The sequence below is a fragment of the Pseudoclavibacter sp. 8L genome, assembly GCF_902506465.1.
Taxonomy (GTDB): domain Bacteria; phylum Actinomycetota; class Actinomycetes; order Actinomycetales; family Microbacteriaceae; genus Pseudoclavibacter.
This window is the reverse complement of the sequence record NZ_LR733185.1, coordinates 730897-744007: the sequence shown is the minus strand read 5'-3', so window position 1 is coordinate 744007 and position 13111 is coordinate 730897. Positions and strand designations below refer to the sequence as shown.

10 protein-coding genes are annotated in these 13111 nt (G+C 65.9%); 2 read left to right on the top strand and 8 right to left on the bottom strand.

What is annotated here, in order from left to right:
- Positions 1 to 11: 11 nt before the first annotated feature.
- From GV007_RS03515 to GV007_RS03485, 7 genes are all read right to left on the bottom strand, one after another.
- Positions 12 to 959, bottom strand: coding sequence for a glycosyltransferase family 2 protein (locus GV007_RS03515; protein WP_160071023.1), 948 nt, complete (start codon positions 957 to 959; stop codon positions 12 to 14).
- Positions 956 to 2239: a rhamnosyltransferase WsaF family glycosyltransferase gene (locus tag GV007_RS03510; protein WP_160071022.1), complete on the bottom strand. Its 1284-nt coding sequence runs from the start codon at positions 2237 to 2239 to the stop codon at positions 956 to 958. Before GV007_RS03510 ends, GV007_RS03515 begins: the two co-directional genes overlap by 4 nt.
- Positions 2240 to 2268: 29 nt before the next feature.
- The gene (locus GV007_RS03505; RefSeq protein ID WP_160071021.1) at positions 2269 to 4440 is read right to left on the bottom strand and encodes a glycosyltransferase; all 2172 of its coding nucleotides are present in this window, start codon (positions 4438 to 4440) and stop codon (positions 2269 to 2271) included.
- A gap of 4 nt (positions 4441 to 4444) precedes the next feature.
- On the bottom strand, positions 4445 to 6196 hold the full coding sequence (locus GV007_RS03500) for an ABC transporter ATP-binding protein (protein ID WP_160071020.1): 1752 nt from the start codon (positions 6194 to 6196) through the stop codon (positions 4445 to 4447).
- A 179-nt stretch (positions 6197 to 6375) separates the two neighbouring features.
- Complete coding sequence (locus GV007_RS03495) at positions 6376 to 7371, bottom strand: glycosyltransferase (RefSeq protein WP_160071019.1); 996 nt, start codon at positions 7369 to 7371, stop codon at positions 6376 to 6378.
- Entirely contained in the window at positions 7368 to 8201 is an 834-nt protein-coding gene (locus tag GV007_RS03490) for a glycosyltransferase family 2 protein (RefSeq protein ID WP_160071018.1), read from the bottom strand. The genes GV007_RS03495 and GV007_RS03490 overlap by 4 nt, the downstream gene beginning before the upstream one ends.
- Positions 8202 to 8412: 211 nt before the next feature.
- On the bottom strand, positions 8413 to 9531 hold the full coding sequence (locus tag GV007_RS03485; RefSeq protein WP_160071017.1) for an acyltransferase family protein: 1119 nt from the start codon (positions 9529 to 9531) through the stop codon (positions 8413 to 8415).
- Positions 9532 to 9615: 84 nt separating this feature from the next.
- On the opposite strand from GV007_RS03485, the gene GV007_RS03480 reads away from it, so the two are divergent.
- Positions 9616 to 10740, top strand: a complete 1125-nt coding sequence (locus GV007_RS03480) for a glycosyltransferase family 4 protein (RefSeq protein ID WP_160071016.1) — start codon at positions 9616 to 9618, stop codon at positions 10738 to 10740.
- A gap of 136 nt (positions 10741 to 10876) precedes the next feature.
- On the top strand, positions 10877 to 12343 hold the full coding sequence (locus GV007_RS03475; RefSeq protein WP_160071015.1) for a hypothetical protein: 1467 nt from the start codon (positions 10877 to 10879) through the stop codon (positions 12341 to 12343).
- On the opposite strand, the gene GV007_RS03470 is transcribed toward GV007_RS03475, so the two are convergent.
- A complete protein-coding gene (locus tag GV007_RS03470) occupies positions 12327 to 13016 on the bottom strand; it encodes a hypothetical protein (protein ID WP_160071014.1) in 690 nt (229 codons plus the stop codon). The two genes, GV007_RS03475 and GV007_RS03470, sit on opposite strands and share 17 nt — an antisense overlap.
- Positions 13017 to 13111 lie beyond the last annotated feature (95 nt).

Here is a 13111-nt window from a genome sequence, read left to right as displayed (position 1 = left end):
CAGGCCTCGGATCAGCGTCGAAGGAGCTTGCGGATGCGATCCAGGGCGGCGTAGGAGACGCCCATCTTCGCAAGCCGCACGTATGCCTTGCCGACTCGGAGGCTCTGCGCACCCCGCACGTAGCTCCCCAGATAGGCGACCACGCGGGGCGTTGCTCCCTCGATGCGCCAGAGCCGGAGCGCCAGGCTCCAGAGGCGCGGGAACATGTCGGCGTCGATGGTCGATGAGATGCCCAACTGCTTCGCGAGGATCTGCAGATACGCCACCACGAACCGCGGGTTGTCGGTCTGGAACTGCTGGTGCCCCAGCGACGACCCGAGCTCACGGAAAGCCACGAGCGGCTCGTCCACACACAGGAATTCGTGCCCGACAGCGAGGCGCAGCCACAGGTCGTGGTCCTCGAAGAAGAGCTCCGCGTCGTAGCCGCCCACGTCCCTGACCGCTTGAGTGCGCAGCATCACCGATGGGGCCGGGAGCCAGTTGTAGTCGCTCATCTCCGCGTAGACCTGGCCAGAGCGGTGCGTTGGCCAGTCGTAGGCGCTCTTGAAGTCCTCGTCGAGCTCACGATCTGCCTCGTCGACTCGGATCGCGTTCGAGTAGACGACGGCGGTCGTCGACGGAGCCGCGCTGATGGCGTCGAACTGACGTCGGATGCGGGTCGGGAGCATCCAGTCGTCGGCGGAGATGTAGGCGTAGTACTCGGTGTCGATGCTCGTGAGCGCCGTGTTGAGGCTCGTGCACAGGCCCCGATTGACCTGGTTGCGTGTTACCTCGACCTGTAGGGCGCTCTTCGCGAGGTACCGCTCGGCGACCTCGGCGGTTCCACCCGCGGGGTCGTCGTCGACGAGGAGGATTCGAGCGGGCAGCATCGTCTGCGCCTCGACGGACTCGAGCAAGGTCGTGACGTAGCGTTCGTGTTTGTAGCCGACGATGACGAGCGTCAGCTCCTCGGCGATCACGACGCGGTGCTCCTGTGGAGCGCTGCTATGGAGCCGGCAACCTCAGCGAGTGCCTTCGGCCAGGAGTCCGTGGTCTTCGGAACCGTCTCCGGCTCGCTTCCACCGGCGCTCGCGCAGCGGACGATCGCCTCCGCCATCGCGTCGACCGTGGGCTCGACGAGCGTGATCTTCTCGGAATAGCGATCGAGGTTGGTCTTCGTCTCCCACGAGGTCGTGATCACGGCAGTCCCAAGGCGCGAGAACTCGAGCGTCGGGTAGTTCGGGTGCGGGGCCAGCATCGAGGAGATCGCGAGGTCAGCGGTGAGCGTGAACTGCTGGTAGTCCTCGAACGACATCTTGCCGAGGCGCTGCAGTTCCAGGCCGCTCTTGAGGCGGAGCGGCGGAATGGTCTGAGTTCCACCCAGCCACACGTCCCAGTTGTCGCGCAGCTCCGCACTCTCCTCGAAGGCCTTGTCGATCGCGAGCAGCCCCGTGTAGAAGAGGTTTCGCTCGGTCTCTGGTCGGGCGTAGAAGAACAGGCGCTTCTTCAGGGGTCGCTTGGCGGGCTGGGAGGCCTGGTCGGGAACACGCACTGCCGGTTCGAAGACCAGGGCCTCTTCGGCGACGCGTGCGTGGGTCGTCGTCCGGAAGTAGTCGTGCAGGATCGAGCTGTTGAGCACCGGCACGAACTTCGTCGACTCGTAGGTCGCTGACGCCCAGACCTGCTGATCGCCGTTGCTGTAGAAGATCGGCTCGTAGTCCTGGATGAGGTAGACGTAGGGTCGGTCGTGCTGGAGGCGATCCACGGCGAAGGCATCCCACCAGGCGCTGACCACCAGCAGATCGTCTGCGTGCAGGGGGAGCGATGCGCCCTCGGCCCTGCGGTTCGCCGCGTTCACGAAGCGGATGCGGGCTGCGTCGAAGTCGATGCCCTGGTTCTTGAGGAATCCGGCGACATCGGGGTCTTCTTCGAACGACGTCGTGTGCACCAGGCGCAGGTCGTAGTCGAGATCCTTGGCGATGGTGGCGCTCAGGTTGAGCAGCGTCGCGATCCCGCCGAAGAAGCCGCTGCTGTTGAAGAAGCCGAAGACGGTCACCGAGGGGCGCTGCGCGGGTTCCGGCGGAGCTGCGTGGAGTGGGCGGAAGGCGGCGAAGCGATTCGCCAGCAGCTCGTCCGGCGTGATCGTGGAGTCTCCACTCGCGTCGATGCGCTCGCTGATGCGGGCCTCGATTCCGGCGAATACGTCCCGCGCCCTGCCGAGTGCACCCTTCGCGAGGTGCGCGGCCTTCCTGGTCCCCATCAACGCCACGGTTCGTGGTGTCCTCGACATCATCCTTGCCCCCCTTGGGTGTGCGTCGTCACTCGCGTTGCCTGCTTCGCCTGTTGGCGCGCCGTCCGCAGCAGCCCGAGTTCGTAGCGGAGGACCGCTCGCGCGTCGAGGTCTCGACCGGCGAGCTGGCGCGGCGCATTCGCGGCGAAGTTGACGAGGCTCGCGAGGGTCAGGGAAGCGGTGAAGGCGACGGAGCCGCCCCACTTGTTCGCGTACCGCTGCCTGGCGGTCACGAGCCACTGGCGCCGGTGGGAGGAGTCGGACGAGCCGCCGCCCACGTGCGTGATCTCGACCGCGTTGGCCACGTACGATGGCACTCCGCGAGCGGAGAGCCGCCTCTGCAGGTCCACCTCCTCGGAGGTCATGTAGTACTGCTCGTCGAATCCACCCACTGCGCGGAAGTCGTCCGTGGGAACGAGCATCGCCGCCCCGATGACCCAGTCGACCCGGTCGCTCCCCTCGGGCGAGAGGTCGGTCACGTGCCCGACCGCGCGGTGGAGTGCGGGAAGGTGGCGCCAACGGGCGAGGGGTGACAGCCATTCGACCACGTGGTGCCTGGTCCGAGGGAAGGATCGGGCAGTCCACTCCGGAGCACCGCTCGCTTTCAGCACTTGCGGGCTCACGACGGCGGTCGGGAGCGCCTTCGCGCTCGCGAGCAGATCCCGGATGAAGGTGGTGCCGATGTCGAGGTCGCTGTTGAGGACGAGCATGAGGTCGGTCGACACGAGCGCCGCCCCCGTATTGACGGCCGCCCCGAACCCTCCGTTCGCCTCGCGGCGGACCACTCGGACTCCCACCTGGTCCGGGAACGGGACCGGTGACGCGTCATCGGCGACGATGATCTCTGCGAGGCCCTCTTGAGGGCGCAGCTGCTCGATGAGGTTGAGCGTGTCAGTCGGGTCCCCGTAGTAGGGGATGACGACGGTCACTGCGTCGGTGACGAGTGCGGTGCGCTGCCCGTGCGGTGCGTAGATGCTCTTCACTGTCTCCTGGAACCGTTCTTCGCCGTAGGTGGCTGCGAGCTTCCCGGCGAGGTCCCGAGCCCGGCGGTCAGCAGCGGGCTGATCCCGCAGGATGCCGGTGACGGCCTGCGCGAAGGCGGCCGGGTCGTCGGTGACAGCTTCGAGCTCGTCGCTGTGCGCGACCCCTTCCGCTCCGACGGTGGTGGAGACCGTCGGGGTCCCGTACGTCATCGCCTGGATGGTCTTGAACTTCACGCCGGACCCGGACAGCAGAGGTACTACGACCACCGAGGCATCCGCGTAGACGGGGGACAGGTCGTCGACGAATCCGAGCGCAGCAGCATTGGCGGCGCGCGAGACGAGCGGCGCCAGAGCTGCGTCCGGGTCGAGGCCGACCAGCTTCAGGCGCGCGTCCGGGACCGAGGCGAGGACGCTCGGCCACACGTGGTCGATGAACCAGGCAGCCGCATCGACGTTGACCTGTCGCGCGAAGTACCCGACGAACACGATCTCCGGGCTGCTGCCGAGCGTGTTGCGCTCCGGTAGCGAGACCGGGGCGAGCGGCGGGTCGATGACGCTCACGTCTGCCGCGCCGCGTTGCCTCAGGAGCTCCGCATCCTTCTCGTTGAGCGTGAGGACGCGATCGAGGTGGCGGAACGACCTGCGCTCGGCAGCGATGGCCAGGGCCTCCGCTCGACGCCAGCGGGCCGCATCCCCTTCTTCGGCGCGACGCGCGTACAGCTGCGAGAGCACGTCGTGGAAGGTGCCGAAGATCTTCGCCTTCGGGTTGAGGTGCCGGATGTGCGGGGCCAGGCGAACGAACTCGAACCATTGCAGGTCCACGATGTCGGCGCTCGTGACGGACTCGCGGACCCGCTGATCGAGGTAGAGGCTCGCAAGGATGCCGAGTGGGGGCGCTGCAGGATCGATACGCCTCCAGCCCCTCTCGACGATCCCGACGCCGCGCTGCAGCAGCCGCTGTCGTGCGCTGGAAGATGCCCACCGGCCGACCAGGTGCGCTGAGACGCGCGCGTCCGCATCCTCGAGCGCCTTCTGGTTCGCGAGATGGTCTGGAGCGATCACCTCGACCAGACCGCGTTCCGACAACGACTGCGTGAGGTGGTGGACGTACAGGCCCCCCGCGTGCCGAACACCCGGGTACGGGACGGCGCCGCCCAGCGTGACGACGCGCGTCGAGATGTCGACCACGATGCTACTTCGCAGGCTCGTCTTCGGGGAGCTTGAGCAAGCCGAGCTCGACCTGGCGAGCGAAGTCGGCATTCGTTGATCGAACCTCCTCGAAGGAGCCGTAGCCGGCGAGCTTCCCGTCCTTCATGTACGCGAGCGCATTGGCCTCCTGGACTGTCGACAGGCGGTGAGCGACGATGACCACCGTCACCTCACCCTGGAGCCCCTCGATCGTCTCGATGATCTTGCGCTCCGTCTCGTTGTCGAGCGCGGATGTCGCCTCGTCGAGGACCAGGAGAGAAGGCCGACGGTAGAGCGCACGGGCGATGCCGACCCGCTGCCGCTGCCCGCCCGAGAGCCGAGACCCTCGTTCTCCGACCGAGGATTCGAGGCCCATGTCGAGAGAATCGACGAGGTCGTCCAGCTGAGCGCGGCGCACGACATCGAGGAGGAGTTCCTCATCGATGTCTTCCGGGGCGCTGTCGAAGGCGATGTTCTCGCGCAGGGAAGCGTCGAGCAGGTACACGTCTTGAGGAACCATGGCGACGTTGTGTTGCCAGGCTGCGATGAGCTCGTCCGTGAGGGGGCGCCCGTCGACGAGGAACTGACCACCCGTCGGGCGGTGCAGGCCGAGGATCAGGTCGACCAGGGTGCTCTTGCCGGCTCCGCTGGAGCCCACGAGCGCGAGTGACGTGCCGTAGGGGATCTCCAGCGAGATCTGCGACAGGACATCCTTCGATGCGTCTGTGTATCTGAAGGAGAGATCCTGCATCTTGATCACGTTCTCGAAGTCGACGGCGTGAGCTGCCGTGACAGCGAGCAGCTCGTTGTCTTCGTAGTGCTTCGCGAGCTTGAGCTCAGAGGAGACCTCGGTGAGGGCAGGGCCGCCTACTCGCATGTTGGCGACCGAGACCAGCAGCCGTGACATCGACGGGAGGAGTCGGAACCCGGCTGCGGCGACCAGCCCGATCGAGCTGACCGCGGTGATGCCGCCGCCGGTGCCGAGGAGGAAGAGGATGAGGCCACCGAGGCCCACGATGAAGAGGATCTCCAGCAGGTATTTCGGGATCTCGCCAAGGAACCCGACCATGCGAGTCGCCTGTGCGTGTTCGAGCTCCACATCCTCGAATGCGCCCACGAAGTGCGGCTGGGCGCTGCGGATCTTGATCTCTTTGACTCCGCCGATTGCGTGGAACGCAGCCGTGTAGCCGCGCTTCGCGGCCTCCATCTTCATGCGGCCGGCGGCTTCTGCCCGCGGCCGGATGACTCGGGAGAAGACCAGCATTGCCAAGCCGAAGTACGCGAGGGCCATGAGCGATGGGATGGGCATGATGACCAGCATGGAGATGAGGAGCGCGAGGATCGTGATCGCATCGGTGATCGCGTTGAGGGCGGCGATGACTCCAAGCGAGTAGAGCTGGCCGACCGAGACACCCATGGTGCGCAGCAGGTCAGCCGTGCCGCGGCCGAGATGGAGGCTGTACGGCGCGTAGAGGTAGTAGCGCAGGAGCCGTGTGGCGGTATTGACCTGCTCCCTGGCGATGAAGCCGAGCATCCACCAGCGGAACGCGATGCTGAAGATGTCTTTGGCGACGAAGCCGACGACCACACCGCCGAGCAGGATGAGCACCATGGCTTCCGGCGACGGGTTACCGAGGAAATCGGAGACGACGCCAAGCATGCCGCTGTCGGTCGGTCCGCCGACCAGCAGCGCCAGGAGGGGCCCAACGAGGAGGACTGAGCCTGTCTCTCCAAGAGCGACGATGATCGATCCCACGAGTCCCACTGCGAGCTTGGCGCGGGCGCTTTTGGAAAAAATGAGCAGTAACTTCTCGCGCAAGATCGAGTTCACCTCAGGTCGTCAGAGAGTACGCAGCGACTCAACGTACGTGCGGGATCGAGCGTAGCACCGCGCTTGCCACCGGAGTGGGTTGCAGGAGCAGAATACGGCGACGCTCACGGAGATTCCCGCAGTCGCTTGCGCAAGATCGCGATTCCGACCCTGAACCGGTTCAGGAGCGTCGTGAACGGAGATCGGGGAGCGCGGGCAGTGGCGTCGATGAGGTCCGACCAGGCTGCAGTGAGGCGTTCGGTGCTGAGCTCGTCACGACGCTCCGCGATGTTGGCGAGCAGGCGCTTCCGGAGTTCCGGTTCGTGCTGCAGCCGTTCGACGACAGCGGGGACGTCGCGGGCGGATTCGACTATGAAGCCATCCTCGCCATGACGGATCAAGGACCGATAGGCGAGCTCGTCCCCGGTGATCGGGATGGTCCCTGCCGACCAGGCGTTGACCAGCTTGGTCGGCGGCTTCCTCAAGTCCAGTGCTTCCTCGCCCGAACGGCGGAAGCAGAGCGTGACGTCGGTCTCCGAGAAATCGTGCCAGCGCTGATCTGAGCCGTCGACGTCCGCCGGAGCATCGATGTCGAGCGCGCAGCCGATCTCCCGAAGGCGGTCCGCGAATTCCGGGGCGAGGATCTCGTCTGGAATGTTGCCAGGATTCGCTTTGAGTCCCACGTTTGTGATGCCATCTCGCGCAGTGTTCCTCGCGACGAGACCCCGTTGCGGAAGCGCGGGCAAGTAGATGCTCGCGCTCCCGTAGCGTTCAGTCCAGAATGACGAGGCATTGGGGACCGCGACGGAAGTCGGTGTATACGGACAGTCGATCGCTGGACTCACATCGCTCCTGATCATGAGCAGCCGGAACGGCGCGACAACCCAGGCGAATTTGAGGAATGCGAATTCAGTGGCGAATGCGACGACCACATCGGCATCCCCGGGTATATCCGGGCCAATCGTCACGTTCGCGCCCAGATCCCTGAGGCGCGCGAACAATTCGAAGACATTGTGCCCTGCGCCATGTGCGAATCGCTGCGGGTCGGAATCGGGATCCCAAGCGACGATTTCACGCGCAGTTTCAGGCGAGCGGGCAAAGAAGTGCGTTCGCGTAGTCATGATGTGCTCTCTGCTGGGAAATCGTCAGGCCAATGCGTCCACGTCGACGGTTCGATCCGTGCCAGAGAGCCACGCGCCTTGTATCCGAAATCGAGCTCTGTCTCTACCCCCAGGGCGATCGACGCCCAGATCTCGTCGATCGCGGACTCCTTCGCCTCGGACATCTCGCCCCAGTGCCCGTCGAAACCGACCTCGGCGCCGGTCGCTTCGATAGCGGCCCATCCTTGGGTGACCTTCATGCGCATCTGCTCCTTCGACCGCCAAGGGATGTGCAGCATGTTGATCTCGTTGGACTTTCGGCCGAGGACGTTCACTGTGTGGTTTCCGTTCGCGAGCCTGGCGACTGGGTGGCTGCGAAAACAGCACTGCGTGAAGTCGTGCCGCACCGTGTCGACGCGATACGGCCCGGGCTCGCCGTCGATCGGGTAGGCGTTGAAGATGTTCGCGTCGATGATGCTCGATGGGGATGCGGCCAGGTGGCCCCGCAGAGTGCCGGCGGGTGCGTACCAGAGCTCATCGGCATCGAACGGGACCACCCAGTCGGCGCCCCCGCGCCACGCTGCCCGCGCCAGGAACGACATCTTCTCGCCTTGGTGGTACGCCGTGAGTCGGTCTTCGATGACGATGATCGGCAGCTCCTCGGCGAGTCGCCGCAGCAGCTCCAGGGTCCCGTCTGTCGAACCGTTGTCCGCGACGAGGACTCGCTCGGCCCCCTGGTCCACGAAATGGCGCACCGAGAGCTCGATGATATCGATCTCGTTCTTGACGAGGGTGACAGCCCAGAAGCTGCCCTTTTTCCGCGGGCGCCAGAGCGGGAGTCTCCCCACCATGTGGGCATTCACCTGCCGGTGGATTGCTCTGAGCTTCGGGTTGCGCATCCGCCCCAACTCGCGTCGGTAGATACCGAGTCGCTTTCTTGCTCCTCCGCCATTCAACATCTGCTCTCCCCGATCTGCATTGGTCTATCCCCGTCGTCAACCGGCACCAGAATACTCAGCGAATGCGACCTGGCGAAGTCTTGCCAGAGCGTCGCTCTCGGCCTCATTGCAGGTTGTCCCTTGCTTTATCGCGCAATTGGAGAAGTGTCCGTCGCCACGAGGCGCTCATCCTGGACTCCGCGACAGCGTGCAATCCCCACGCGAGCACTACCGCGACCGCGGTGGCCGCCAACGTCGCGAGGTCGCGTCCGATGAGTGGCCAGAGGAGATCGATCGTCGCGTAGCCGACGACGACGTGCACGATGTAGAGCGAGTAGCTGATTTTTCCGAGCCAGAGCAGGGGACGCAGTCGAAGCGGAGGAGTCGATGTGCGCAGCGCGACGAAGGTGAAGAAGACGCCGATGCCGGCGACGATCGCGGCGTAGCTCGACGAGTGGAGCAGGTAGGCCGACACGACGACCGCCAGGAAGGCCGGGATCGTCAGCCATTCGAACCGCTGGTTCCTGCGGGCCATGAAGAGCAGCATTCCGAGGCAGAAGAGGGGGCCGTACTCCGCGAGGGTGACGTTGACCATCGCACGGACCAGCACTGGCGCGGCCGTGATGTCGACGCCAGGGGCGAAGAGCGCCGCCGTGACAGCCGAGGCGACGGCGATGGCGAGCCAGGCCGCCACCAGCCATCGCAGGAGCACGTCCGTCAGCCTGCACTTGGTGAGGAGGAGCACGAGGAAGACGATGATGTAGAACTGCATCTCCACCGCAAGCGTCCAGAAGGCGCCGTTGACGTCCGGAACCAGCAGCAGTCGCTGGATCATCGTGAAGTTGAGGAGCATCTCGAGCGGGGTCAACTGCGTTCCTGGAACGTTCGCAAGCGCGCCCACGGCGATCGAGATGACAACGGCTATCCAGTAGGCCGGGTAGAGACGGGTGAATCGTGAGATTGCGAAGTCTGATGCCCGCTTGGTTCGATCAGCTGTCATGAGGATGACGAACCCGCTGATGAGGAAGAAGAGCTGAACTCCGAACTGGCCGTACTGCAGCTCGATGGAACTGCCCGGCGCAGTCGGGTAGTGCTCGGAGAACGTGGTCGTGAAGTGCCCGACGACAACTGCAGCGGCTGCAAGGCCGCGCAGGCCATCGAGTTCAACGAAGCGTGTCGATGAGATAGAGCCCCCCCTGAAAAAAGAACCTGCGCCATAAGGGGGGTGAGCGCGTATGCGCACTCAGGGTGAAACCTGGTGCGAAACAGTATGCAATCGAGTATACGGGATGGGAAGAAAAGCCCTCAGTGTCCTTAGGCTGACATCGTGAACGACAACGTCACCATCCTGGGCCTCTTCGACCACGACGGGCTGCCCTCCATCACTTCGGGGACTTCGCCCGGCGATCAGCTGCGAGGACCCTACTGCGCTGAGCTGCTCGGCCAGTACGCCAACTTAGCCACAGTTCGCATGGCGACCTCTCGGGTGCACCGCAAGGTCAAGGCCGTCGTCGAGCACCGAACGGGTGTTCCCGCCGACCTCGCGATCCGGGGCCTGGCCACGGCGCGGCGGGCGGATGCTGTCCTGGCGATCCTCGAAGACAAGTCGGTGCTTCCAGCCGCGCTCAAGCGCCGGGGCCTGAGTGCATACGCCAAGACGCGGCTCGCCGTCGTCTCCTGCTGGTGGGCGGAGGAACTGAAGACCGGCTCGTCTTCGCGGCGCCAGGAGATCGCGCGAACGGTGGCGGGTGTGGATCGGATCTTCGTCTTCTCACGGAACCAAGCCGAGCTCTTCGCTCAGATCGGCGCCGGCGCGAAGGTCGCTCCCATCAACTTCGGGGTCGAGCACACGAAGTACGTGCCGGACGCCTCGGTAGAGCAGCGCTTCCAGGTCTTCAGCGGAGGCCTCGATGCTGGCCGCGACTTCGAGACCCTCGTCGAGGCGGCACGGCTCCTCCCGCACATCGACTTCCACCTCGTCTCGCATCTCGACAGGTTCCAGCACATGGAACTTCCGGACAACGTCACGACGAGCGGACCCTCTGACGGGCCGGCGCACCGGCAGAATCTCCTTGCCGCCCAGCTCGTCGTCATCCCGACCCACGATCTCGCGTACCCCACTGGCCAGAGCGTGCTGCTCGAGGCCATGTCCTCGGGCAAGGCCTGCGTCGTGACCGAGACGGAGGCGATGCGCGAGTACATCGACGAGGGCGTGAGCAACTTCGGCATGCCCCTCCACGACCCGCAAGGGGCTGCCGCGGTGATCGAGAGAGTTCTCGCCCGACCAGCCGAGCTGCTCGAGGTGGGCCGCAGGGCGCGAGCTGCCGTCGAAGACCGGTACACCTTCGATCAGATGTGGCAGTCGATTGCCAAGCAGCTCGAGCGCGATCGGGTGGAGAACTCGTCCGGTGCTGTTTCCGACTCCCCGGAAACGGGCCGGAATACGGCGTAGTCGCCCCGACCGGCTATCTGTCAGGACGATTCCCGGCCAGGGTGTGGCGAGGCCCTGGCCGTCGTCTCGGTGCACCCCGATGCTTGACGAGGATCCCTGCGCCGGGCAGCGCGCAGGCGCACCACCAGGGGGACACATGCGAACTGCACACATCGTCGCCGTCATGCTCACCGTCGTAGCGCTCATCGGAGCCGGGACCGCGACGCCAGCCAGTGCCGCGACCGTGATCAGCGACACGGGGCCGCTGACGTCACTCACGACGACAACGGATCTCAGCTGCGGCGCAACGGTCTCGGGAACGCCAGACGCGCCGCTCTTCGGGCTTGGCGCGAGCTGTCTGACCGCAGTAGCCGCAGGAGGCACGCTCAACGTGCCCGCCGACTTCTGGCTGAGCGGGCTCGCGGGCGAGGAAGCCAGTGCGCACCAACGGGGGTGGTCTCCGCTCTCCCAGACGAGCACCGGCAGCGGCACCCAGGTCGACCCTTTCCAGATCACCACGGTCGTGCACGGCGACCTCCTCCAGCTCACCCAGGTGGACACCTACGTCTCCGGCGGCTCCTCGTCCACCACGTCGATCGAGGTCACCAGTCTCGCGACCGAGCGGCTCACCCCGATCGTCTACCGCATCGCGGACTGCACCCGTCCGGAGACAGGATCCCTCGCCTACTCGGAACCACCGACGGGTGACGGGTCGATCCTCTGCCGAAGCGTCGAGGGCATCCCGACCGGACCTTGGGGGCAGGGCACCACGGCGGGCGACGACTACGCGCAGCTCATCCCGCTCACCGAGGGCAGCCGGTTCGCGATCGACCAGGGCAGGGGAGTCGGCGTCTCCATGGGCCTGCAAGTCGAGTTCATGGACAGCGCGACGTTCGCTGGCCACGCAAGAGACCACGTCATGGGCTTGAGCTGGATGCTCGATCTCGAGCCGGGCGCCTCCTCCACGGTCGCCCTCCAGACGCACTACTCCGCGCAGGGCGAGCGGGCGGTTCCGGTCCATGTGAACTCGGTGCCAGGCGCTCCGGGTGAGAACACGGTGACAGCGACCTTCGGCGCAGCGGATGCGCCGATCGCGATGTCCGGGGCACCGAGCATCCGGATCCCCGCCGGAGCGAGCTACGTCCAGGGCTCATCGACCATCGGCGAGCCGACGAACATCGGAGATCTGCTCGTGTTCACCGTGCCTGTCGAGACGACCGACACGAGCTTCTCGTTCCGTATCCGCGCCGCAGCGGGTGGAGTCAGTGGTGCGGTGACGCTCTCCGGATCCACGATGGGTGGCACCGACTTCATCCGGGCCTCCGCTCTCGTCGAGATCGCTCCGACGGCATCGCCCACTCCCACGGCGCCGGTCCCTGGGGTGCCGATTGCGGCGCCGTCCGCATCGGCCAGCACGTCCACCTCGGTGGGGCCGGAGGCGAACGCCTCCGACTCGGCTCCCGACCCGGCGGTTCCCGCGTCGACACCGAAGGCGAGCGCACTCGCAGCGACCGGCGCCGACGGCGTCTGCGGAGGGGTGGGTTTGGTAGCAGGTCTTCTCCTGCTCGCCCTTGTCGCAGGCGCCGCGCAGGCATGGCCCAAAAGATCTAGAAGAACATCGTGAAGGTCAGGCGCAGCGTTTCCTCCGTGAGGACGGCAGCCGACGAGAGCCCCGCGGAAGCGAGCAGGGCACCGGGGTGCGCGAACCCGACGACGACGTGGCGCAACCTCGGGAACTCGGCCAGGAAGGTACCCGGCACACGCGAGCGCTCCAGGGACGGGTGCTCGCGCCATCCGCGGAGCTTGGCGAGGAACCAGGCGCAGCGAAGCAGGAAGACGAGCCAGATCGCCAGCACGACCGGGAGCATGAGGCCCGCGAAGAGCTGTATGCCCGAGTAGGTGATCTCGTCTTCGCGGTTCTCTGCCATGAGCTGCAGCAGCGTCGAGAGGCTCGCGCTCATCACCACCGAGATGGTCCACGCCGCGAACCCGACGACGAGCGTCACGAAGCGCACGAAGAAGTGCCCGAACACCGAGTCGTGCTCGTCGAGGTGGCTGCGAGGAGTGCGGAGGAGGAGGGCGACCGTCGCCGTCAGCGAGGGCAGTGATCCCACCACGACGACCGCCACCCATACGGGAATCGGCCAATCGGCGACCCACCCCAGGATTGTCGCAGACGCGAGGAGCACGAACCAAGCCCAACTCCAGCGCAATGGATGCTCGACGAGCGAGGCGGGAAGTCGCCGCTCGACAGCTTCGAGGAAGCGTCGCGGAGGCGGCTCCGGCGGGGGATTCATGGGCCCAATGCTATTGCCCGCCACGGGGGACGAAGATGGTGCTCCGCCCTCGGCTCCTGCGGGACGGCACCTGCGGGGCGGTGGCGTTCGAACCG